This is a genomic window from Acidipila rosea (assembly GCF_004339725.1).
Taxonomy (GTDB): Bacteria; Acidobacteriota; Terriglobia; order Terriglobales; family Acidobacteriaceae; genus Acidipila; species Acidipila rosea.
In genome coordinates, this window is the sequence record NZ_SMGK01000002.1 from 1,103,072 (window position 1) to 1,126,658 (window position 23,587).

Annotated in this window: 17 protein-coding genes; 2 read left to right on the top strand and 15 right to left on the bottom strand. The window is 59.5% G+C overall.

What is annotated here, in order from left to right; all coding sequences use genetic code 11:
- From C7378_RS09715 to C7378_RS09775, 13 genes are all read right to left on the bottom strand, one after another.
- A complete protein-coding gene (locus C7378_RS09715) occupies positions 1-1,581 on the bottom strand; it encodes an ATP-binding protein (protein ID WP_131995319.1) in 1,581 nt (526 codons plus the stop codon).
- 143 nt (positions 1,582-1,724) lie between these two features.
- Positions 1,725-2,792 carry an undecaprenyldiphospho-muramoylpentapeptide beta-N-acetylglucosaminyltransferase gene (gene murG, locus C7378_RS09720; protein WP_131995322.1) on the bottom strand — a complete coding sequence of 356 codons (1,068 nt, stop codon included), beginning with the start codon at positions 2,790-2,792 and terminating at the stop codon, positions 1,725-1,727.
- The gene (ftsW, locus tag C7378_RS09725; protein WP_131995325.1) at positions 2,793-3,884 is read right to left on the bottom strand and encodes a putative lipid II flippase FtsW; all 1,092 of its coding nucleotides are present in this window, start codon (positions 3,882-3,884) and stop codon (positions 2,793-2,795) included.
- The gene (murD, locus tag C7378_RS09730) at positions 3,869-5,248 is read right to left on the bottom strand and encodes a UDP-N-acetylmuramoyl-L-alanine--D-glutamate ligase (RefSeq protein ID WP_131995748.1); all 1,380 of its coding nucleotides are present in this window, start codon (positions 5,246-5,248) and stop codon (positions 3,869-3,871) included. Before murD ends, ftsW begins: the two co-directional genes overlap by 16 nt.
- Before the next feature lie 35 nt (positions 5,249-5,283).
- Positions 5,284-6,417 carry a phospho-N-acetylmuramoyl-pentapeptide-transferase gene (gene mraY / locus C7378_RS09735; RefSeq protein WP_131995328.1) on the bottom strand — a complete coding sequence of 378 codons (1,134 nt, stop codon included), beginning with the start codon at positions 6,415-6,417 and terminating at the stop codon, positions 5,284-5,286.
- A 64-nt stretch (positions 6,418-6,481) separates the two neighbouring features.
- The gene (locus C7378_RS09740) at positions 6,482-7,873 is read right to left on the bottom strand and encodes a UDP-N-acetylmuramoyl-tripeptide--D-alanyl-D-alanine ligase (protein ID WP_131995331.1); all 1,392 of its coding nucleotides are present in this window, start codon (positions 7,871-7,873) and stop codon (positions 6,482-6,484) included.
- Positions 7,870-9,372, bottom strand: a complete 1,503-nt coding sequence (locus C7378_RS09745; protein ID WP_131995334.1) for a UDP-N-acetylmuramoyl-L-alanyl-D-glutamate--2,6-diaminopimelate ligase — start codon at positions 9,370-9,372, stop codon at positions 7,870-7,872. Before C7378_RS09745 ends, C7378_RS09740 begins: the two co-directional genes overlap by 4 nt.
- Complete coding sequence (locus C7378_RS09750) at positions 9,369-11,702, bottom strand: penicillin-binding protein (protein ID WP_341539140.1); 2,334 nt, start codon at positions 11,700-11,702, stop codon at positions 9,369-9,371. The genes C7378_RS09745 and C7378_RS09750 overlap by 4 nt, the downstream gene beginning before the upstream one ends.
- A 35-nt stretch (positions 11,703-11,737) precedes the next feature.
- Entirely contained in the window at positions 11,738-12,250 is a 513-nt protein-coding gene (locus C7378_RS09755; protein ID WP_131995337.1) for an FtsB/FtsL family cell division protein, read from the bottom strand.
- Between the two features lie 153 nt (positions 12,251-12,403).
- On the bottom strand, positions 12,404-13,312 hold the full coding sequence (rsmH, locus tag C7378_RS09760) for a 16S rRNA (cytosine(1402)-N(4))-methyltransferase RsmH (protein WP_131995340.1): 909 nt from the start codon (positions 13,310-13,312) through the stop codon (positions 12,404-12,406).
- 23 nt (positions 13,313-13,335) lie between these two features.
- Positions 13,336-13,779 (bottom strand): division/cell wall cluster transcriptional repressor MraZ, encoded by a 444-nt coding sequence (locus tag C7378_RS09765; RefSeq protein ID WP_131995343.1) that lies wholly within the window; start codon positions 13,777-13,779, stop codon positions 13,336-13,338.
- 267 nt (positions 13,780-14,046) lie between these two features.
- On the bottom strand, positions 14,047-14,568 hold the full coding sequence (locus C7378_RS09770; protein WP_131995346.1) for a DUF2127 domain-containing protein: 522 nt from the start codon (positions 14,566-14,568) through the stop codon (positions 14,047-14,049).
- Between the two features lie 168 nt (positions 14,569-14,736).
- On the bottom strand, positions 14,737-16,755 hold the full coding sequence (locus C7378_RS09775) for a M3 family metallopeptidase (protein ID WP_131995349.1): 2,019 nt from the start codon (positions 16,753-16,755) through the stop codon (positions 14,737-14,739).
- A 184-nt stretch (positions 16,756-16,939) separates the two neighbouring features.
- On the opposite strand from C7378_RS09775, the gene xseA reads away from it, so the two are divergent.
- Together xseA and glmM are read left to right on the top strand one after the other, a co-directional pair.
- The gene (xseA, locus tag C7378_RS09780; protein ID WP_243648166.1) at positions 16,940-18,349 is read left to right on the top strand and encodes an exodeoxyribonuclease VII large subunit; all 1,410 of its coding nucleotides are present in this window, start codon (positions 16,940-16,942) and stop codon (positions 18,347-18,349) included.
- Positions 18,346-19,695 (top strand): phosphoglucosamine mutase, encoded by a 1,350-nt coding sequence (glmM, locus tag C7378_RS09785; protein WP_131995352.1) that lies wholly within the window; start codon positions 18,346-18,348, stop codon positions 19,693-19,695. Before xseA ends, glmM begins: the two co-directional genes overlap by 4 nt.
- A gap of 46 nt (positions 19,696-19,741) precedes the next feature.
- Here the strand turns inward: glmM and polA are convergent, their stop codons facing one another.
- On the bottom strand, positions 19,742-22,495 hold the full coding sequence (gene polA / locus C7378_RS09790; protein ID WP_131995355.1) for a DNA polymerase I: 2,754 nt from the start codon (positions 22,493-22,495) through the stop codon (positions 19,742-19,744).
- Positions 22,496-22,515: 20 nt separating this feature from the next.
- On the bottom strand, positions 22,516-23,565 hold the full coding sequence (queA, locus tag C7378_RS09795) for a tRNA preQ1(34) S-adenosylmethionine ribosyltransferase-isomerase QueA (protein WP_131995757.1): 1,050 nt from the start codon (positions 23,563-23,565) through the stop codon (positions 22,516-22,518).
- Positions 23,566-23,587: the final 22 nt, after the last annotated feature.

Genomic DNA, 23,587 nt, shown 5'->3' on the forward strand with positions numbered 1-23,587 from the left:
CTATCTGTCTGCACCTGCAGTTGCACCGACTGCTGGTGCGGCATGACGGTCGCTGCTGACCGTAGTCTGGAATGGCAGAAAGAGCGAAAAGGTTGTGCCGCTGGAGTGAGGAGAGGTGCTGCTCCAAACCCTGAGATCGCCACCGATACGATTGACAATCTCCCCGGCCACCCACAAGCCGAGACCGGTTCCAGTTGAGGACTTGGTGGTGAAAAAAGGCTCATAGATACGCCTTCGGGTGGCGAGGTCCATGCCGCAACCGGAGTCTGCCAGCGTAAATCGAACGCCGGGATTATGGGGCTCCCGCCAGTCAGAGCCGGAGCAAATTCGGACAGCGATCCTGCCTCCGTTCGGCATAGCGTCAATGGCATTCAAAACCAGACTTGCCAGCACCTGCTCAACATCTGAAGCAAGGCAGAGTATCTCCGGCTCACCGCTCACCTTTTCATCCACGGTGATTCCAGAGCTTTGCAGTTTCTGCTTGAATAGAAGCAGAACATTGCCGAAAACTTCGGATAACCTGACAGACTTTGCGTGCTCCGACTGCCTGTGAAAACGGAGCGCCTGCCGCGTAATGCTCGATACGCGCATGAGCTGTCTTAATGCCGCTTCTATATATTCATGCGTCTGGTTCAGGTCTTTGCTGGCAGAGGCAAGAAAGAGCAGGTTCGCCATGCCTTCCAGCGGATTGTTGATTTCGTGCGCTACCGACGCGGCCATTCGTCCAGCTACCGCCAGCTTCTCCGCACGAACCATGGAAGCCTGTGCGAGCCGACGCTGAGTGATATCGGTTGCGACTCCAAAGGCACGGCGCGGTTTCCCCTCCGCCTCCTGGACATAATGTATCTGCATCTCTATCCAGTGCTCACTGCCATCGCGCCAAATGACACGATGCTCGGTCGAGTATGGATGACCTTCGTGCTTCTTCTCTCCGTGAAGTCGACATAGAAGGGATTGATCGTCAGGGTGAAGGAAGCTCTGCCACAACTCTTCCGTCGGAACGACGGAGCCGGGCACGAGGCCCAGCAGCGCATAGAACTGATCCGACCAGATAATTTCACCCGTCCGCAGGTCCCAATCCCACAATCCGACCCGCCCGGCGGCGAGCGCCAGCCGCAGTCTGACCTCCTTGTCCTGGACGATCTGGAGAGTGCGGGCGCGCTCCTCCGCGAGGTGCTGCTTTGCTTCGGCTGCTTCCAGCTGCAGCGCTGCTTCCTGCTTGATCATCTGGGCGCTATGTCGCGACAACCGTCGGATAACCCAGCTGAACATGATCGACACAGCCAGGAAACTCGTTAGGCGCAGCAAGTGTCCGGGGCGCAGGAGTGTCAGTTCGTGAACAGGGATTTCAAGATAGTAGTCAATCAGCAGCGCGCTCGTGAGCGACGCGGCAACCGCCCCCGACATGCCGAGAAACCAGGCAACCAGAATAATCCCCGGAAAGCTGAGGGTATAAGGCATTTGCTCATAGGCGGGAAAATGAATGGCTAACGCAGAGATCAGAAGAGCACAAACAAGCCCCAGACCAGCTCTTACATACCATGGGGCCTTATCGAACTTTCCAAGCCATTGGTCTTGCATAAGATGTCCCGGGGGTTCGCTATGGAGAGACTGCTCTCGACTGTCTCAATAGACGCGTGGACGTCACCAAAGTAATACGTACGATAGCTCAATAAACCGTTGTATGCAATGAATTTTAATGACCAGCAGCTACCCGTACTTACTTACGTAAGTGCGGTTATAAGTTCAGCAATACTGCAGGCGGCCTGGGGTTGCGCCAGGGCCCGGGCGTGGTCAGACATAGCTTGAAGATGAGTCGGACTCGCCAGCAAACCGGAGAGACTGCGCAGCAGCGCCTCTGCCGTCACATCTTTCTCAACCAGCAGTTGCGCGGCGCCAGCCTGAGCGGGCACCTCCGCATTTCTCAACTGGTGATCGTCCGCAGCCAGCGGGAATGGAACGAGCAGAGATGGCTTCCCTGCTGCTGCCAGCTCTGCGACTGTGCTCGCGCCGCTACGAGCCAGCACCAGATCGGCGGCAGCGAAGCGCTGCGGCATGTCGTCGAGGAATGCGCTCACCTGCCAGCGGGAGCGGTCGGCCCCGGAGGCCACGTAGGCCGCCTGCGTGGCTTCTGCATGACGCGCGCCCGCCTGGTGCAGGATCGTCAGTCCCGGTACAGCTTCTAGAAGAGCAGCAGCAATGCGCGGCATGATTTCATTGAAGACCCGAGCACCCTGACTGCCACCAAAGACGAGCAGGTGCGGCGGCGCGGCAGCAGGTCTGGGGGGAAGATGGAAAAATTCTTCTCGAACAGGAATTCCGGTCACATGCGCATTTCTGAAATAGGCCGCAGCGGGAGGAAAGTTGACCGCAGCAGCGGAAACATATTTGCCGACCAGCCGATTCGCCAGCCCCGGCGCCGCGTTCGGCTCGAAAGCCAGAGTAGGAATGCGTAGGAGAATAGCAGCAGCCATGGCCGGTCCGGAGGCATATCCACCCACGCCGACCACCACCTGAGGACGGAAAGCCCGCAGCAGAGTCCTGCAGCGGAGAATGCTTAGCGGCAGATCCAACAGGGTGCGCGCCCGCGTTGCCAGGCTCACATTTTTCAATTGTCCGACCTGAATGAGGTCCAGCGGATAACCAGCCTGAGGTACAAGCCGCGATTCAAGGCCGCGGGATGTGCCCACAAAACGGACCTCCGCATCGTGCCGCTTTCGCAGCTCATCGGCTATGGCAAGCGCCGGGATAATGTGGCCGCCGGTTCCACCGCCGGCGATGAGAACGCGCAACTATTCAATCTCCCGCGTGATGTTCAGCAGCACGCCGATACAGGCCAGCATGATGAAAAGCGATGTTCCCCCATAGGAGATGAAAGGCAGCGTGATGCCCTTCGTTGGCACAAGCGCCAGCACGACGCTGATATTAAAGAAGGCCTGGATCAGAATCGTCGAGGTGAGCCCGAAGGCGAGAAAGCGCGCAAAGGGATCCTTCGACAGCATGGCCGCGCGCATGCCGCGCACGCCGAGCACAACGAATAAGCCGACGACGAGGAGTGCGCCGATCAGGCCCAGCTCCTCCGAGATATTTGCGAAGATGTAGTCGGTGTGTGGCTCCGGCAGGTAAAAGAGCTTTTGCCGCCCTTCCATGTATCCCAGACCATGGATGCCGCCTGTCCCCACCGCGATCAGCGATTGGATGATGTGAAAGCCCTTGCCGAGCGGGTCCGACTCAGGATTGATAAAGGCCAGCAGCCGGTCGCGGCGCCACTTCACGCGGAAGAGCAGGAAGTAAAGGATGGGCGCGGCGCCAAGCACTGCGTAACCGAGATACTTCATCTCCATTCCGGCGAGATAAAGCATCAGCGCAGTCACGCCGGCGCAGACCAGGGCCGTACCAAGGTCCGGCTCCTTAAGGATCAGGGCGATGAAAATCAGACTGGGCAGAGCCGCAGGCAGAATCGTATTGCGCCAGTCCTCGATGGACTCCATGCGATCCTGCAAAAACCAGGCGAGAAAAAGAACCAGTGCAGGCTTCGCAATCTCCGACGGCTGAAAGGAGAAGATACTGAAGCGAATCCATCGGTGGGTGTTATGTGAGTCGCGCATGAAGAAAGCCGCGAGCAGGCAGAGCACAGTGATGGCGACCGCAGGAAAAACCACATTGGGGCGGTTGTATTTCCTGTAGTCGATCTGCATCAGCGCAGTCATCACAGCCAACCCCACGGCGGCCCAGATCGCCTGTTTCATCACAAAGGTGTAGGGCGATCCGTAGCGTTCTTTCGCCATCACCGCCGAGGCGCTGAAGACCATTGCCAGCCCGATGAAGACCAGCAGCAGCGTGACCGCGAAGAGCCACTTGTCGACGCCTACGCGCTTTGCCATACTCCTGCTTCCCGCCGCGCCATTACGAGTTCCTTGAAGACGCGCCCGCGGTGCTCATAGTTCTCAAACTGGTCGAAGCTTGAACATGCCGGCGCAAGCAGGACCGTGTCTCCTGCATCAGCCGCATCGGCTGCCAGGGCAACTGCCTGCTCCATCGTCTCTGCGGAAACCACCTGAACGACGCCGTGTATCTGTGACGTGATCTTCTCCGCTGCGGAGCCAATGGCGTAGACCGCCTTTACGCGCTGTTCCAGCAAGGGCCGCAGCAGGCTGTAATCGGAATTCTTGTCCTTGCCGCCCAGGATCAGGTGAATCCCGCCCGGAAAGGACGCAATCGCCTTCATCGCTGCATCGACGTTGGTGGCCTTGGAATCGTTGTAATAGCTGATGCCAACAATCTCCGCCACAAACTCCAGCCGATGCTCGACAGCCTTGAATGCTGCGACCGCCGCACGAATCGTCTCCGCTGGCACGCCTGCGAGCCGCGCGGCGCACACTGCCGCCAGCACGTTCTCGACATTGTGCTCGCCCTTAAGAGGAATTTCGTCGAGCTTCAGGATGAACTCCGGCGCGGCCTGCTCGGAAGCGCGATAGACGACGGCGCCCTCGTAGACAAAAGCACCCTGCCTCACCGCACGCTTACGGCTGAACCAGAAGATCCGTGACTTCGCCCGCACAGCCGCGCGCGAGGCGGCATCATCGTCAGCATTCAGCACCAGCGAATCCTCCGCGGTTTGATTCGCGAAGATGCGCTCCTTGGCAGCAGCATAGTTTTCAAAGCTGCCGTGCCGGTCAAGATGATCGGGAGTGATATTTAGGATGACAGCAATATTCGGGTGAAAGGTATCGGCGGTCTCCAGCTGAAAGCTCGAAACCTCAAGCACGGACCAGTCGTCGCTGCGGCTTTCCTCCACCAGCGCAATTACCGGCACACCGATGTTGCCCCCGACGTTCACCGGGAGCTTGGCTGCCTGGAGTATTTCACCGCAGAGGGTAGTGGTGGTGGTCTTGCCATTCGAGCCCGTGATGGCGAGGATCTTTCCCTTGAGGAGCTGCGAGGCCAGTTCCAGTTCACCAATGATGGGCAGGCCAAACTTCTTCACCTGTACCAGCTCCGGGGTATCGAGCGGCACGCCCGGACTCACCACGATGAGATCCTGGCGTCGGAAGGTCAGTAGACCGTGGCCGCCGGCCTCAACCGAAATGCCTTCCTCAATCAGCGCCGGAATATCTTTGCCCAGTTGCTCTGCGCTGCGAATGTCAGAGACAGTGACCTGCGCGCCCTGCCTGCGCAGAAAGAGCGCCGCTGCGCGGCCAGATTTGCCGAGTCCTACCACCAGGACTTTCTTACCTTTGAATTCCATGCCGACCTTCGATTCTCCCATGCTTTTCTGGCGGATTATCTCAACTTCAACGTGGTGAGAGCAAAAAGTGCAAACACCAATGCGCCGATCCAGAACCGTGCAATAACTTTTGACTCCGACCAGCCGAGCAGTTCGAAGTGATGATGCAGCGGAGCCATCTTGAAAATACGCTTCTTGCGCAGCTTGTAGCTGCCCACCTGCAGGATCACGGACATTGCTTCCAGCACGAAGATGCCGCCGATAAAGGGCAGTAGCAGTTCCTGTTTGATGACGACTGCAACCGTACCGATGGCTCCGCCCAGCGCCAAGGAGCCGACATCGCCCATGAAGACCTCCGCCGGATGCGCGTTGTACCAGAGGAAGCCGATGCTCGCGCCCACCATTGCGCCGCAGAAGACCGTCAGCTCGCCCACCAGCGGCATCCGCTGCAGCTCAAGGTAGTCAGAGAAGACGACATGGCCGCTAACGTAGGTGAGCACCGCGAGCGCGCCTGCAGCGATGATAGTGCAGCCGATGGCTAGTCCATCGAGACCATCCGTGAGGTTGACTGCGTTGCTCGAAAAGACAATCACCAGCACCGTAAAGATGACAAAGGGCGCGAAGGCCAGCAGGCCGAGATGCGGAATATGCCCAAGCGCATTGATTGCCAGATCCGGGCGGAACCGCTTCAGAAACGGCACCATCAATCGGGTGGAATAGCTCCCCTGCGTCTGCATGTACACCAGGGAAATGGCAATGGCCCCGCTGACCAGAATCTGCAGGCCCATCTTGGCCCGGGCCGTGAGGCCAAGATTTCGCCTGTGGATGACCTTGATATAGTCATCAGCAAATCCGATGGCGCCGAAGGCCAGCGTAGAGCCCATCACCATCCATACAAAAGGGTTAGAGAGATCGGACCAAAGCAGCGTGGGCAGCAGGATTGCGATACAGATCAGCACGCCGCCCATGGTTGGGGTACCGGCCTTCTTCTGATGCGCCTTCGGTCCCTCCTCGCGGATGTATTGGCCGATCTGAAACTCGCGCAGCTTCTCAATCACATAGGGACCGATGAGCAGCGCGATCAGCAGCGCCGTGAGCGAGGCAAAGGCGGTGCGGAACGTCAGGTACCGGAAGATGCGAAAGGGTCTGAAATATGGGAACAGCTTTTGGTAGAGCAGCCAGTAAAGCAAACTTCCTCCGGCAATGCTGAGGGATTCTTGACCTTATGTTACTTCGTGCCGCACCGGAGACGCATTACTCCGTCGCAAGTTCAGCAAGTGCGCGTTCCAGCTTTACGCCGCGCGAAGCTTTGAGCAGCGCCACGTCGCCCGGGCGCAGGTTGGCCTTCAGCCATGCGCCCGCCGCTTCCGGAGTTTCCAGGAAGATGGCCTGCAACCCACTCTCAGCAGCTGCCTCCACGATCCGGGCGGCCTCTCCCCGCACTCCCAGAACGATATCTATATGATTTGCCGCCGCCTCCACGCCGCAGGCGCGATGCAGTTCGCGTGAGTCGGGGCCAAGCTCCAGCATCTCACCGGCAACCAAGATCCGCCGCGTGGCCGGAACTGCAGCGAGCGTGCGGATCATCGCCTTCAGCGCCTCAGGGTTGCAGTTATAGGAGTCATTGATAAGCTTTGCGCCGTGGAATTCAACCATCTGGCCGCGCTTGTCGCCCGGCTCCAGCGATGCCAGGGCAAGCGCGCAATCTGCAAGCGGAACCCCGTACTTCGTCCCGACGGCGATGGCAGCGAGCGCGTTGGTCACGTTGTGTCGCCCCATCAGCTTAAGCTGCACACGCTGTTCCTGTGTGCCTGCGTGCACGTGCATGGTGACGCCATCGGCTCCATGTTCCACCACGTCAAAGGCCCGAGGATCGCCGCATGGCCCAGAGCCGAAATAGATCACTTCCCCCTGAAAGTCGCGGCCAAACTGCGAGACATAGGCATCGTCGCAGTTGAGGAATGCCTTGCCGCGGCCGCTGACGTCGGCCACCAGCTCATACTTGGCGCGAGCGACCCCGGCAATGCCATCGGGAAAATTCTGTGCATGCGCGTTGCCGACATTCGTCACGACCGCCCAGTCCGGCGACGCGATGCGTGCCAGCATGGTGATCTCACCTGCGTTCGACATGCCCATCTCAATAACCGCAACGTCATGCAGTGCACGGTCAAGTTTGAGCAGCTGCAGCGGCAGTCCGAAGCCATTATTCAGGTTGCCCTGCGACTTCAGTACGCGGCACTTCATGCTGAGTACGGCAGCGATTGCGTCCTTCGTCGTGGTCTTGCCCGCGCTGCCCGTAATGCCGATCAAGAGTCTGCCCCAGTGGCGGCGCACATACGCTGCCAGACGCTGCAGCCCCAGCAGCGGATCATCGACTACGATCAGCGGCAGGCTCCGCACCCGCTCAGGCAGATTGAGAAGTTGGGACTCCGCGACAACCGCTGCAACCGCTTCGCGCGCAAAGGCGGCCTCGATAAAGTCATGGCCATCGAAGCGCTCTCCACGCACCGCAAAGAAGAGCTCGCCCGCTTGCATCGTGCGCGAATCGATGGAATACCCCGTTGCGATTAACTCCCCGATGGGTTTGCCCGGGAGGCGCAGCTTTCCGCCAGCCTCGAGCGCAGCCGTTGCCAGGTCGAGATTCATCCCTGCTTCCTCCTTTCACGCAGTACAGTCATCGCCACGCTCACATCATCGAACGGAATGGTTCCGGTGCGCAGAGTTTGGGTCTTTTCATGACCCTTGCCAGCAAGCAGCACGATGTCGCCTGCGGTTGCGGCTCCGACAGCAAGCGCAATGGCGCGCGCCCGGTCAGGTTCCGCGATGAATTCACAGTGCGTTGCCTCCAGCCCGGGCAATACATCCCGCAAGATCGCCTCGGGCTCTTCACTGCGTGGATTATCTGACGTCAGCACGACAAAGTCGCTGCCCTCGCCCGCAGCACGCCCCATCAATGGGCGCTTGGTCTTGTCACGATCGCCGCCACAACCAAAGAGCGTGAGAACGCGACCGCCCGACGACTGCACAAATTCACGCGCCAGCGCGATCAGGTTTCGAAGCGCATCGTCCGTGTGCGCATAGTCCACGACCACGGTGAAGGGCTGCCCTGCATCGACCGTCTGAAAGCGTCCCGGGACGCATGGCAGGGAGGCGGAACTCGCGGCGACCTGCTCCAGCGTAAGTCCCCGCGCGAGCGCAGCAGCCAAAGCGGCAAGCAGGTTGTGCACATTCACACGGCCCGTGAGACGGCTTGTGATTTCAGCGGCCCCGTGTGGCGCCTCCAGTCGAAACGACATGCCGTTCGTGCGCATTCTGATCTCTTCTGCGCGGAACTCCCCCGTCTCGATGCCATAGGAGAAAATCTCCGCCCCGGCCTCGCGCGCACGCAGTGCAAACCTCGCTCCGTGCTCATCGTCGATGTTTACCACAGCCACCCGCGGAGGCTGGCCAAGTGTGCCGTCAAAGAGCGCGAGCTTGGCGTGAAAATAATGCTCCATGGTGCCGTGATAATCGAGGTGATCGCGCGTGAGGTTGGTAAAGATAGCAACGTCAAAAGGCAGACCATGCACGCGTCCCTGATCAAGCGCATGCGAGGAGACCTCCATCACCGCCTCCGTAACGCCTGCGCGTACTCCTTCATCGAAGAGCTCCAGCAGGTCGCGCGACTCAGGCGTCGTGTGCGGGGATGGCTTCACCTTGCCGGCGACGTGACACTCGATCGTTCCCACCAGCACCGTCTTGCGCTGAGCCTGGTTTAGAAGCCCCTCAAGCAGAAATGCAGTAGTCGTCTTGCCGTTGGTTCCGGTGACGCCGCTCAAGGCGAGCTTCTGCTCCGGATGGTGAAAGAAGTTGGCGGCCAGCTGCGCCAGGGCTTTTCTGCCGTGCCTCACCTCTATCGCGGCAATCTGCGGATAAGCCTGCACCACCTCGTCGAAGGCTGCCGCTGAATCTGTAACTATGGCGGTTGCGTCTTCACGCACAGCATCGGCGACATAGCGATTGCCATCCACCGAACCGCCCCGCATGGCCACAAAAAGCGAACCTGCGCCAACGCTACGCGAATCGTACTCGACGCCAGCGACCTCGACATCTGGCCCCGCCCGGCGCACGCATTCAACTCCCGCTGTTACCTCATCGATCTTCATCGTTTGAACCGCACCACAATTTCCGCGCCCACCGGCACCATCGTTCCCGGAGCAGGCGCCTGCTCCCGCGCGATTCCATCGCCGAGCACCTGCACGCCAAGTCCAACCGCACCCGCACGCTCAATGACCGCACGCACGCTTTGCCCCACAACAGACGGCACCGCAACCCGGCGACGCGCATCCACCGTAACCGGCTCGCCCGCCGGCTGCGGCGACGCAGGAGCCTTCGCCGGAGCAGAGGGCGCGGGTGATAAGCCCGGCGGAGCTCCGACCTTAGCATCGGCGCTGCTCTGGTCTGACGTGGCTGCTGGCGCTGCAGTCGCTGCCCTTAGTGTATTGTCCCCTGCTGCCAGCGGCGCGGCAGCCTTCGGATCATGCTCAGGGGCACGCAAGGGGTCGTCCGCAGGCAGATCGTTCACCTCTGCGAAAAGCCCATTCAGGTCGCCAACCTGTTCCGAATCCACTTCTTTCACCTGCACTGCCTTACGCGCCTTCGCCAGCTCGGGAGCTGTCTTCAATGGCTCATCATGTGGAACGCCGAGATACTCGAGCACCTGCTGAGCCAGCTCATTGAAGACAGGCGCACTCACCGACGATCCGAAGTGGGAACCAACACTCGGTGAATCGATGATGACGGCGATGCTTACCGCCGGGTTATTCACCGGCGCAAAGCCAACAAAAGATGCGATGTACTTCGTCTTGGAATAGGTATGCGTGCGCACGTCGATCTTCTGCGCCGTTCCTGTCTTACCGGCCGAGGTGTAGCCGTTCAGCTGGGCATTCTTGCCGGTTCCGTAGAGCACAACTCCCTGCATCATCTTTCTCATCTCTGCCGCAGTGTAGGTGGAGATGACGCGGTGGGCTCCCGGAGGCAGCGGATCGGGAAGGTCATAGCCGGGATGAAATGTTGCCGGCTTGAGCTGCGGATTTCCCTTGCGAAGGTCCGTGCTCTTCAGGATCAGGTGGGGCGGCAGATACATGCCGCCATTCGCGATCGTCGATACCATGGTGATCAGCTGTACCGGCGTTACACCAATCTCCTGCCCCATGGGGATGGAGCCGATGGTCGTCGGCTGCCAGCGGTTCGGCGGCTTTACCAGCCCGCGTGTCTCGCCGGGCACCTCAAGCCCCGACTTCTGCCCAAACCCGTAGGCATGGATGTATTTGTAGAAGGTTTGTGGTCCCATCCGCAGAGCGAGCTTGATAGCGGCGACGTCGCTGGATTCCCACAAGGCCTGGCTGGTCGACAGGATCCCGTTGTAGTGGTCATCATGCACGGTGCGGCCGGCGACGACGATCTTGCCGCCCTGGCAGTCAATCATCTGGTTGGGGTTCGTGACCTTCTCTTCGAGCGCGGCGGAGTAGGTTACGAGCTTAAACGTCGAGCCCGGCTCATAAACATCGCTAACCGCATGGTCGCGCAGCAGGTCTCGGGTGGCATGGCGGAAGTCATTTGGATTGAAGGCAGGCCGGATCGCAAGCGCCAGAATCTGCCCCGTGTGCGGGTCCTGAACAACGACGGTGCCGTTAAGCGGCTTCACCCGTTCCATCGCGTGGTCGAGTGCCTGCTCCGCCATGAACTGGATGTTCGAATCGACGGTCAGCACCAGGTTGTCACCCGCCTGTGGATCGCGTTCTTCACTGCCCAGCACATGGCGCCGGGCATCGAGGGCAGTCAGCATGCGCCCGGGGGTTCCGTGCAGCTGGCGGTCGAACTTCTGCTCGATGCCTCCCAGTCCGTTGTCATCCAGCCCGACATAGCCCAGCACCTGGGCGGCAATATCGTTGTCAGGATAGAAGCGCTTGAACTCCTTCTGGAAGTAGATGCCTTTAAGCCCCAGCGCCTTTACCCGGGCGATCACGTCTTCGTTCTGCTTGCGGGCCACCCAGGCGAAGTTCTTCGAATCCCGCAGCCGGGCGAGGATCTGCTTCTCCGTCGTAAAGGAATCCGAGGGATCCGTGTGAACGATCTTCGCCAAGGCTGCTGCCGTCTGCGCCTTGGAGGTGCCCATTTCCGACGGAACAGCGTAGATGGAGTCGGCGAGGACGGTCATCGCCAGCTCATGAAGATTGCGGTCATAGAGAATGCCGCGGCGGGGAGCTACCTCAAAGGTCCGCTGCTGCTGCCTTGCAGCGCGCAAAACATATTCATGGTGTTCGAAGACCTGCAGCAGCACCAGGCGGAAACAAATAGCCAGCGCCCAGGCGCTAAAGAAGAGAAGAACGTAGAGCACGCGCAGACGGCGCATGGGGGTAACGACGCCCGTGCGCGTCGTCTTAACCGGGGGGAATGCTCGCGAAGGCTTGCGGTTGAAGGAAAACTGCTTCACCTGCGAGACGCGCCCCCTACGCGGACTTTTTGAGATTACCGCATCGACGGCAGAATGGGCGTAGCCTCCGCAAGCACCGGGGTGCTCGGGTCGACCGAGGCATCAGGCCGTACGACCTGTCCGGGCCGTGGAGCCTCGAGGCCAAGCTGACGTGCGATACGATCAATGCGAACCGGGTCGCCCAGCTCTGCCTCGCTAAGCCGGAGCTGGCGATTCTGCTCCTCCAGCGACAGCAGCTGCTGCTTCTCTGACTCTACCCGATATCCATATTCTATAGAGCTGAAATGCTGCCAGCCATAGACAAGCACCATGACCAGCAGGAGCGCCATGACCGACGCAAAGCTGCGCATCTCGCGAACGCGCACCGGATCGGCGGCTTTGACCAGCCGGGAATTGTCCAGCCTTTTGGTGAAGAGCACCTCAGGCGTAGGCCCACGGCGAGCGCGCTGCTGTGCCGCTCGCAGCGCCAACTCCCGCTCTTCGGGAGTTATTGTCTGCTGGCGTCCACCGTCGAAAATTCCCTGCGCCGCGATTGCCTGAGTTGCCATAATCTCATCTCCAAAAAACTGTTGCCGCTTTCAATCTCTTCCCTCACGAAACGACCGGGCCAGGGCCGCTATAGATCGGAGGGATAACTTGCTGGGGATTTGCCGTACACTTTCGCCATTTACAACGGAGGGACGGCCCCGGCCCGACCTTTTTTACTTTCTTTCCGCTGCCCGCAGCTTCGCGCTGCGCGACCGCGGATTGCGATCCATTTCCTCTTCGTCTGCCGTTACCGGCTTACGGGTAAGCACTTCGTAAATTCCCTGCTGCGCTCCTTCGCGCAGCGCGTCCTTAGCCAGCCGGTCTTCAAGAGAGTGGAAGCTGATGACTACCAGCCTTCCGCCCGGCTTCAGAAGCCCGGGAGCTGCCTTGAGCAACGCGCTTATCTCTTCCAGCTCGGCATTGACGTAAATTCGGAGAGCCTGAAAGGTTCTGGTCGCTGGATGAATCGAGTGCCTGCCCCGTTCTGGTTTCATCGCCGGGGCGGCAGCCGCTACGACTCTGGCTAACTGTGCCGTCGTCGTCAACGGCCGCGCCCTGACAATGGCTCTGGCAATTCTCCGCGACCTCCTCTCCTCTCCGAATTCGTAAATCAGGTCGGCGAGTTCTTTTTCTCCAGCCTGGTTTACCACTTGTGCGGCGGTTGGTCCCTGGCGCGGATTCATCCGCATATCCAGTGGCCCATCCGCCTGAAAACTAAATCCTCTCTGTGCGTCGTCAAAGTGCATCGAGCTGGCGCCGAAATCGGCCAGCAGCCCATCGAGACTCGCCGGTGGAATCAACTCCACCGCCTGGGAGAACTCGACGCCATGCACCTCAACCTGCGGCATCGCGTCGCCCAGCTCCTGCTTCAGAGCTTCGAGCCTTTCGCCAGCCAGCCGCAGCGCCTCCGGATCGCGGTCAAAGGCTATCAACCTGCCCTTCGGCCCCAGCAGTCGTGCTATTGCGCTGGAGTGGCCCGCGAAGCCCAGCGTGGCGTCGACGTAGGTGCCGCCTGCGCGCACATTCAGGAATTGGATCGCATTTTGTAAAAGAACCGGCACATGCCGTTCATCGTTCGCCATGTGCTCCCCCTTGGGGGTTTTGCCTACAACCCAAAGTCCGCCAGCGCCTGTGCATCTTCCGCCGTCAGCGGGTTATCGTCCATGTTCTGCTTGAATGCCTCGTGGTTTGCGACCTCGAGGTACGTCTGCATACCGAAAACAACTACGTCGGCCGTTACCTTTGCCGACTCGCGCAGAATCTGCGGTAACAGCAACCGCCCCTGCGCATCCATCTCCGCCATCTGGCCGTAGTAGTTCACCCGGTCCAGGTACTTCTTCTTCGCAGGATTCATGCCGGGGATCGCGGCCAGCTTCTGCTCGATCTTTTCCCACTCCTGCAGCGGATAAATCTGGGCTACCCGTCCGTCGGTGCTCGTGATGTAGAACTGCGAGCCCTTGTAAACCTCGTCGATACGGCGCTTGAACTCCGCCGGGAGCTTAAGGCGCCCTTTGTCATCGACCCGGGTTGGGTGGTTGCCGCGGAACATCTGCTACTCTTTTCGTCAGGTGCGGGCAAAAGGATTAGTTTTGCTCCACTCTTGACCACTTTCGTCCACAATCGTAACGCACTGTAAGATGCGGCTCCAAGCGGAAACTCGTCTGCGAATGAACTAAAGTTTGTCCGATTTAGGAAAAGCAGTGGATCGCCTGTGGAAAGCCGGGGCACTTGTGTAAATTTTGCCGCTGACCACTACCTGAAGTGTTAACTTTCTCGGTCCCACCCCTTAAGGAAGAGCTTGCCAAAAAACCCTGCTTCAGGCGGAGGACTGCTCCCGTGCAGCCTCTCGCTCGCGTGCCCGGATCTGCAGGATGAAGAGCAGGTAGAGGACAACCAGAACATTGATGAGCACCAGCACCACTTTGACCCAGGTGAAATGCCGGATAATCTCGAAGAACTCCCAGGGCAGGAAGGACGCGGTGAGAATCAGGGTGAGGTACTCAGCCCAGGTCTTTTCCAGCGCCAGTCCCGTGCCCTCCACCAGGTCCAGGGCAGCGTAGCAAAAGATGCCGAAGCTGATCTGCTTCAGCCGATGATCGTCGATGAGGGCTGCCTTATCGAGCAGCAGATTAATAAAGCGGCTCTCGGGATCGAAGCGCATGTCAATAAACCAGCGCGTCAACAGGTCAACAATGTCCTTATGCAGCAGCTTGAGGGCGCCAAAGCCGAGAAGAATAAACAAAAGTCCCTTTAGCAGCTTCAGCCCGCCGATGAAGATCAGCCACTGATTGTGCTTATGGTGCTTCGCTATGTCCTTCTCCCGCTGCGTAGTCGGCAAACCCTAAGTCCTTTGTAAAAAAACATGTTGTCCGCCTCTTGCACTCCGCTCCGCCAGTGGATCGCTGCGGACACCGGTGTTGGATCTCTGCAGGCTGGCTGTCAAGAAACTCAACCGCGAGCTTTCCCGGTTGACAGCCTCGGAGCGCATCGACCGGCAAAGCCTCACTTAGTCGTACATCGGCGTGCCGGGCACGAATTCCTCACTCACCCAGTTCTGGAAGGCATCGAAACTCTGACTGCGGCCCAGGAAGCGCAGAACGATATCCTTGCCAGGAAGCGAGCCCCCCGGTTCGAGCACCATCTGCCGATACTTCATTGAAACGGGATCATCCAGCAGGTTCACCCGGTTGAAAGTCGAAAAGAAGTCGAGCGCGATCACCTTGTCATACAGGTAAGTGTAGTAGTTCGATGAGTAGCCGGTCAGATGCGTAAAGCTCGCGTACATCCGGTTGCCGTCCACCCACTCATAGGGCACGAAGCGCTCGTAGTCTGATTTGAGCAGTGCATCGAGATCCAGCGCGGCCGGGTCATTCTGATGGGTATCCAGTGAATAGCTGGTGTAGAAGAGCTGCGAACGCACCCAGTCGGCACGCCCAAACGCTCCGGCGCGATTCATCTTCAGCACCAGCTCCGCCGGAATCGGCTCGTTGGTTTGATAGTGGTGCGCAAAGGTGGCCAGAAGGCGCGGGTCGCGAAAGAACTCTTCGAGCGTCTGCGAGGGAACCTCGACGAAATCTCCTTCTGTCGCAATTCCACTCACCCCGGCCCACTGCTGTTGCCCCCCAAGGATCGCGTGCATCAGGTGGCCGAACTCGTGAAAATAGGTCACCACATCGCTGTACTGCATGAGCCCTGGATCATCCTTTGTGCCGCCCGGGAAGTTGCAGATCAGCGCTGCCTCTGGAACCTGCCGGTCTCGAATGCCCGGAATCAAAGGATGCGCGCTGAACCACTTATCCTTGCCCTCGCGCGGATGCATATCCAGGTAGAAGCGGCCTATGCGCCCGCGAGCCGTTGTCGTTGCCCCGTCGAAGACATCCCACGCGCTGACGGACTCATGCCATACTTCGGCGCCCTCCGCTGGAAGGAAGGTCACCTTGAAGAGCTTCTCCGCCGTCTCCAGCACGCCTCTTTCTACGCGTTCATAAGGGAAATAAGGCCGCACCGACTGCGAGTCAAAGTCGAAGGCCGTACGGCGATACTGCTCATACCAATACCCTCGATCGGCCGCGGAAAGCTTCTCGACGCCAGACTCGCGAGCCTGCACAAACTCCATCACCATGGCATATTCGCGCTCTGCGCCGCCCTTGGTCGCCTTATCGAGCTGATCGAGAAAAGCCTGCATGTTTCCCGCCGACTCCATCATCTGATCGGCAGTCGCAAGGTCGGCCCAGGTACTGAAGCCGAGTGTCGTGGCAATCTCCTGCCGCGTCGCCAACAGGTCCATCAACACCTGCCGGTTCGCCGGATACGCCCGCGTCTGGTAGGCAAGAAACATGTTGCGCCGCAGCTCAGCGCTCTTCGCAAAGGTCATCACCGGCAGAAAATCCGGATAATCCGTGGTAAGCGTAACCGTGCCATCTTCACTCGGCGGATGGGATGCGAGGAAGTCCTGCGGAAGTCCATCCAGTTCAGCCGCGCTCTTCACCGTCACTCGGTTGCCGCCCTCCTGCACGTTGCGAGCGAACGTCAGCGAGAGCAGCGTAGCCTTGTCCTGCAGCTCCTTGATGTGGGCGCGCATGGCATCATCCTTATCCACGCCAGCCAGCCGATACTGCAGCAGCGTGCGCTCGGCGTAATGGCGGGTGGCATCATCGGCGGAGCTCAAATCGATAGCGCTCAACGCCTTGTAGACATCCTGATTGAGCGCGAGTATCGTGCCCGCCTCTGCGATCTGCTGTGTCAACGCCTGCGCCGCGTCGCGCACTTCCTTGGAGGTCGCGACGCTGTTCAGCAGCCCTGTCTGCGAGCCCGCCGCACCCAGCTCTGCCACGGCATCGTCATAGGCGCGCAGCGTATTCTCGAGCGTCCGCGCTCCGCTCACGCTGAGCATCGTGTCCAGAGATTTCTGGTGCCGCGCCAGCCGCTCCTTTACCCAGGCCTCCAGGCTTGCAGGGCTTACGCTACCGCTCCCGTCCGGGTTCCACGGATGTTCAAACTGCTGCAATATCTCTGTCTGTGCCAAAACGCGTCCTCTTCTTTCCTTGGATTCAGGTTAGCGCATGGCGTTATCCGCTGACAGCCACGTACCGAAAATCAGTCCATGCTTCACCCCTGCGAGTGGTCCGCCAATGAGATGCAAACCGGGGCCATGACGACGCCAACTCCAGCCGCTCCCCCAGGATTTCAGGAGTGTAAACTCAAACCTTGTGAGCATAGCGTCGCGCGAATCCGGAGACTGGCAGCTTGGCTTCCGTTTTGAAGCTCCTCCAGCGCCCGCACGCCGTATCTGGAGCGTCGGAGAGCTGGTCGGCGAGGTTCGCTCCCACATCGAGCGCGAATATGCCGATCTCTGGGTCGAGGGTGAAATTTCCAACCTGCGCTCCGCCCCGTCGGGCCATATCTACTTCACGCTCAAGGATGGCGATGCGCAACTCCCTGCAGTCCTCTTTCGACGCCAGGCATCGCTGTTACGATTTCGTCCTGAGGATGGCCTGCAGATCCTGCTCCGCGGCAAAGTCTCAGTCTATGAGCAGCGCGGCCAGATGCAGCTTGTCGCCGAATTTCTGGAGCCCGTTGGCGCTGGCTCTTTGCAGGTCGCCTTCGAGCAGCTCAAAGGCAAGCTTCAACAGGAAGGCCTCTTCGAGGCAGAACGCAAAAAGCCGCTACCTGCATTTCCGCGTTGCGTTGGAATCATCACCTCACCGACCGGCGCCGTCATTCGCGACTTCCTTAACGTTGCGGGGCGTCGTCATGCAGCGCTCGATGTGCTTCTCTTCCCTGCGCTTGTCCAGGGTGAATCGGCTGCCATGGAAGTGGCAGCAGGCATCGCCTACTTCAACACCGCCCGCAATGTCGATGTAGTGGTAATCGCTCGTGGAGGCGGGTCGCTTGAAGACCTGGCGCCATTTAACAGCGAGATGCTCGCGCGTGCGATAGCCGCCTCCGAGTTGCCTGTCGTCTCAGCCGTTGGGCATGAGACGGATTTTACGATTGCGGACTTCGTCGCCGATCTTCGCGCTCCCACGCCCTCCGCAGCCGCGGAACTCATCACCGCGGCGCAGCACAGAGTCGAGGAGCGCGTTGAAGAGCTGACGCAGCGCCTTGTTCGCGCGTCGCGCTATCGCATGATGCAGGCCCGCGAACTTTTCACCAGGCTCTCCACCGTAGCCATGAGCGGCAGCATCCGCGACCTTCTCAACCGCCGCCAGCAGCGCGTAGACGAACTTCGCTTCCGCATGGAGAACGCTATGCAATCGCAGTTGCGCCTCAGGGCAGAGCAACTGCAGAGGCTGACAACGCTGACACTTCGCCGCGACCCTGTGGACAGGCTCGCCTTTGCCCGAAGGCAGCTCGACTCACTCGACGCCCGCGCATCGCGGGCAGGGCTGGTCGCTGTTGCCGCAGCACGCCAGCGGCACTCTGCGCTGACCAGGCAGCTCAATGCTCTCTCACCGCTCGGAGTTCTGCGCCGCGGCTATGCTCTCGTCTTCGATGAAGACGGCCTGCTCGTCCGCGATACTGCGCAGCTCACCACCAACCAGCACATTCGCACGCGTCTGGCTAAAGGATCTTTTGAGAGTCGCGTGACTCAACTCACCACGGACAAGGAAGTATGAGAAAACTGTTTGGCACGGACGGCATTCGCGCCGTCGCTGGAGAAGCGCCGCTCGACCACAAGACCATCTACGCAGTTGGAGCCGCACTGGCGCATCAGCTTAAAACCCACGGCGACAGGCCCACACTGATTCTCGGCATGGACACGCGCGAATCCAGCACCTGGATCGCTGCCGTCATTGCCCAGGGACTGCAGGATGGCGGTGCAGCCGTAGTGAGTGCCGGCGTTATCACTACCCCGGCCGTCGCCTACCTGGCGCGCAAACACGGCTTCGCAGCAGGCATTGTCATCTCTGCTTCGCACAATCCATGGCAGGATAACGGCATCAAGGTCTTCGGCGGCGATGGATACAAATTGCCCGACGAAACAGAGCTGCGCATCGAGGATGAAATTTTTCGTCAGCTCGAATCAGCGACCACCCCTGCCGAATGGAACACTGAACCTCCTGCCGTCGATCTTCAATACCGAACAGAGTATGAAGACTTTTTACGCGCCGCCGTACCGGGATTAAGCCTCGATGGTCTGCACGTTGTGCTCGACTGCGCCAACGGTGCGGCTTCGGCCATTGCGCCGGAGCTGTTTGCACATTTGGGCGGCACGATTCACCTCACCCACACCAGTCCCGACGGGCGCAACATCAATGCCAATTGCGGCGCACTGCACCCCTCGATCGTTGCTGCGGAGACAGCGTCACTCAAAGCGGACATCGGTGTCACCTTCGATGGCGACGCCGACCGGGCACTCTTTGCCGACGCAGAAGGTCGGGTCGTGAACGGTGATGCCATAATGCTGCTTGCGGCGCGCGACATGAAGGCGAGGGAGTTGCTCGCTGGCAACATGGTGGTCGCCACGACCATGTCAAACATGGGTCTCGAAGCCGCGCTGCGACGGGATGAAATCAAGATGCTGCGCGCTGCGGTTGGCGATAAATATGTGCTCGAGATGATGCGGCGACACGACGCCGCCCTTGGCGGCGAACAGTCCGGCCACATTCTTTTCCCGCATCTCGCCACAACAGGCGATGGCCTGCTCACCGCGCTCGTCGTGCTCGATATTGTGCGGCGCAGCGGCATGTCACTCGCTGAGCTGATTGCTGACCTCAAGGTGTTTCCTCAGGTCATCGTGAATGTTCGCGTCAAAGAAAAGAAGCCGCTCGAGCAATTCGTAACCGTGATGGATACAATCTCCGCAGCCGAGCGCGAACTCGACGGCAACGGCCGCGTCGTCGTGCGCTACTCCGGAACGGAGGCGCTGGCGCGGGTCATGATTGAAGCCGAGTCAGAGGAGAGAATGCGTCATCACGCCGAGCGCATCGCAGAGGCAATCAGAAGCGAACTTGGCGCATAGAGAACAGGCGGGACCGCAGCTGTCCCGCCCTACCCTCACGGCCGACTTACTTTAGATCCCGCCAGTTCGCACCGACACCGCATTCCGCGATGATGGGCACATGCAGTTCGATGACGTGCTCCATCTCGTGTTTGACCAGCGGCTGCACACGTTCAACTTCATCTTTCGGCACATCGAATAGCAGTTCGTCGTGCACCTGCAACGTCATGCGGGTGTTCAACTTCTCTTCCTTTAGCCTGCGCTCGATGCGGATCATCGCCAGCTTAATCATGTCCGCAGCTGTTCCCTGCAATGGCGTGTTGACTGCCGTGCGCTCGGCAAATCCGCGCAGATTTGCGTTGCGGCTCTGAATATCAGGAATTGGCCGCACGCGGCCGAAAAGTGTTCTCACCTGTTGCTTGCTGCGCGTCTCCTCAAGTACACGATCGATGAAGGCACGCACACCCTGGTAACGCGCAAAGTAGGTTTCGATATAGAGGCGTGCCTCATGCTGATCGATGCCCAGCTGCGCTGCCAGTCCAAAGGGCGAAATGCCGTACACGATCCCGAAGTTCACGGCCTTGGCGCGATTGCGTGTCTCCTTATCCATCTTGTCAGGAGATACACCGAAGACCTCTGACGCGGTCAACGTATGGATGTCTTCATTATTCGCAAAAGCCCTCACAAAGAGAGGATCTTCAGAGAAGTGGGCCATCAGGCGCAGCTCGATCTGCGAGTAGTCGGCGGAAAGAAGCACGTTGCCGGGGGCCGCAATAAACGCGGCCCGAATCTCACGACCCAGCTCTGTACGTATCGGAATATTCTGCAGATTCGGATTGGTCGAGGAGAGCCGTCCTGTAGCCGTGCCAACCTGGTTAAAGGTGGTATGCACGCGCCCATCACTATCGGCGAGCAGGGGCAGCGAGTCAATGTAGTTCGACTTCAGCTTCGCCAGCTGGCGATATTCGAGCACAAGCCGTGGCACCTCGTTGTGCAGCGCCAACTCTTCGAGAACATCCTGTGCAGTGGAGACCACTTTACCCTTGCCATACTTCAGCGGCTTCGGCAGTCCCATCTTGTTGAAGAGAACATCCCCAAGCTGTTTCGGCGAATTGATGTTGAAGCGATGGCCCGACTGCGAATAGACCTCTTCGCCGACACTCTGCATCTGCGTCGCCAGCCTTCCCGACATCTCTCGCAATACACCGGAGTCGATACGCACACCGACCTGCTCCATGCGCAGGAGAACAGGGCCCAGTGGCAGGTCGATCGTCTCGTACACTTCGCGCGCCTCCAGTGCCTCCACATCACGCTTCAGCACAGGCGTAAGGGCATAGACCGCCTCTGCGGCCTCTGTCAGCCGCCGTTCGCCGGTTTCCTGTAACGGATGCTCGCTGAAACGCGCCGCAATATCACTGAGCCGATGCGTGGCATGAGTGGGGTTAATGAGATAGGAGTAGAGCATCGCATCATCTTCGACTCCTTCAAGCGCAATGCCATGGTGCGAGAGCACGCGCATCGTACCCTTCAAGTCATGCACCTGCTTCGGAACGCTGCTGTCCTCGAGCAGACTCTTCACCGCGCTTACAGGCAGCAGGAGCGCTGTCTCAGCGCTTGCAGCCACGCCTATGCGCAGCTCCTGGGCAGTGACGGCCGCGGCGGTTTCCGGTTGATCGAAGAGGTCGAACATGGACATCGCCTTCAACTCCGGCTCACGCTCTTCGATAGCTTCGGACTCCTGCTCGCTTACCTGTTCTGAGGCTGCCTGCAGCGTTGAGGTCTCCAGCGCCAGTGCAAAGCCGTGCTGCCTGGCGAGCGCCAGAAATGCATCGACCTGTGCAGCTGTAGGCTCCAAGACATACTCAGCCGCGAACTTCCTGACAGCAGGCGCAAGCTCTTTCAGTAAAGTTGTGAACTCAAGCTCAGTGAAGAGCGCCCGGCAGGCTTCTACATCGACCTCCTGCGTTCGCATGGCCTCCAGATTGAGCTCCAGCGGCACCGCGCAATGGATCGTCACCAGCTCTTTGCTCAGCAGCACGGTATCGCGGTTATTCGCCAGCGACTCGCGATAAGTCTTCTTCTTTACCTCGTCTGCACGGTCCAGCGCTGCCTCTACAGTGCCAAACTGCTGGATCAACTCGACCGACCCTTTGTCGCCGATTCCCGGAGCGCCCGGAATATTGTCGATGGAGTCGCCGCGCAGCGCCATCACATCCACAACCTTGTCCGGCGGCACGCCCAGCGTCTCGATCACCTTTTCACGGTCGAGCACCAGGTTGTCCTTCGCCGGGTTCAACACCTTCACCTCGTCTGTTACCAGCTGCAGCATGTCCTTGTCGTTCGACACGATAAAGACAGGATGATGGGCCTCGGCAGCCTTGGCAGCAAGGGTACCGATCACATCGTCAGCCTCGAAACCCTCCATCTGCAGAATCGGTATGTGAAAGGACTCAAGCGCACGCCGGATATACGGCAACTGCTGCGCCAGGTCAGCAGGCATCTCGGTGCGGTTCGCCTTGTAGCCGCCGTAGGCCACCTCATCAAAGGTCTGCGTCTTACTGTTGAACTTGCGAACTGTCGTCATGGTCTTCGCGCGCTCATCGCGAAAGACGGGTGCACTCATATCAAAGACTGCGGCAAAAAATTCAGGCGAAAAGTCGCGACGCAGCTTGTTGATCATATTCACGAAGACATACGTGGCGGCCGTAGGCAGCCCATTCCTCGTAGACATCGGCCTCTGCCGCTGCATGGCGTGGTAGGCGCGAAAGATGAACGACATGGCGTCGAGCAGGAAGACAGGCGGTTTATTTCCAGTAGACATCAGAAGTCGAGTCTAACGCCTCAGCTCACAAACATGCAGTCCCCATAGGAGAAGAAATGGTATCGCTGCTTGACCGCGTGCCGATAGGCAGCCAGCACCCGCTCCCTACCCGCAAAGGCGCTGACAAGCATCAGCAAAGTGGACTGCGGCAGATGAAAATTCGTCAGAAGACCCTGGACAACTTGAAACTTAAACCCCGGCGAGATAAAAATCTCCGTTGCCCCGGAGTGCGGCTGCAACCCCCCTGGCCCTATCCGTGCGCAGTGCTCGAGTGTGCGCACAGTCGTTGTTCCCGCGGCGATCACCCGCCTGCCCTCGCGCAACGCGGCATTGATCTCAACAGCCGTCTCCTCCGGCAGAGTGTAGCGCTCGCGATGCAGGCGAATATCCTCCAGCTTCTCCACTCGCACCGGCTGGAAGGTGCCCAGCCCAACATGCAGCGTCACATAGGCAATTCGCACTCCCCGGGCACGAAGGCGTGCAAGTGTCTCCGGCGTAAAATGCAGCCCCGCTGTGGGCGCAGCAACCGAGCCAGGAGTCTGCGCATAGACCGTCTGATAGCGCTCCCGGTCGCCCATCTCATCCTGCCGGTGGATGTACGGAGGGAGTGGCATATGCCCAAGCATTTCAAGCTGGGCATAGAAGTTCGCCACTGGCCTGAAGCGGAGCGTGCGCTCCCCGAACTCACCATGCGCGACAACCTCCGCGGAGAAGGCGTCGGCGAAACGAAGTACTTCGCCGATTTGCACTTTCCGCCCCGGCCGCACCAGCGCCTTCCACTCCCACTCGTCGAGCTGCTCGGTCAGGAGCACCTCGATGCGCCCCGTTGGAGTCTGCATCGCGCCGCTGCCCTCGCGGGTCGCGAACAGACGCGCCGGAATGACGCGGCTATTGTTCAGCACGAGCAGATCTCCGTCACTCAGCAGCCCTGGAAACTGCGCAAACATGCTGTCCTGCAATGCGCCGCTTTCGCGGCCCACCACCAGCATGCGCGCGCCTCCGCGCTGCTGCGGGGGCTGCTGCGCTATTAACTCTTCCGGTAGTTCGTAGTCAAAATCGGTGACAAGCATGGGGTCGTTCCACAGGAAATAC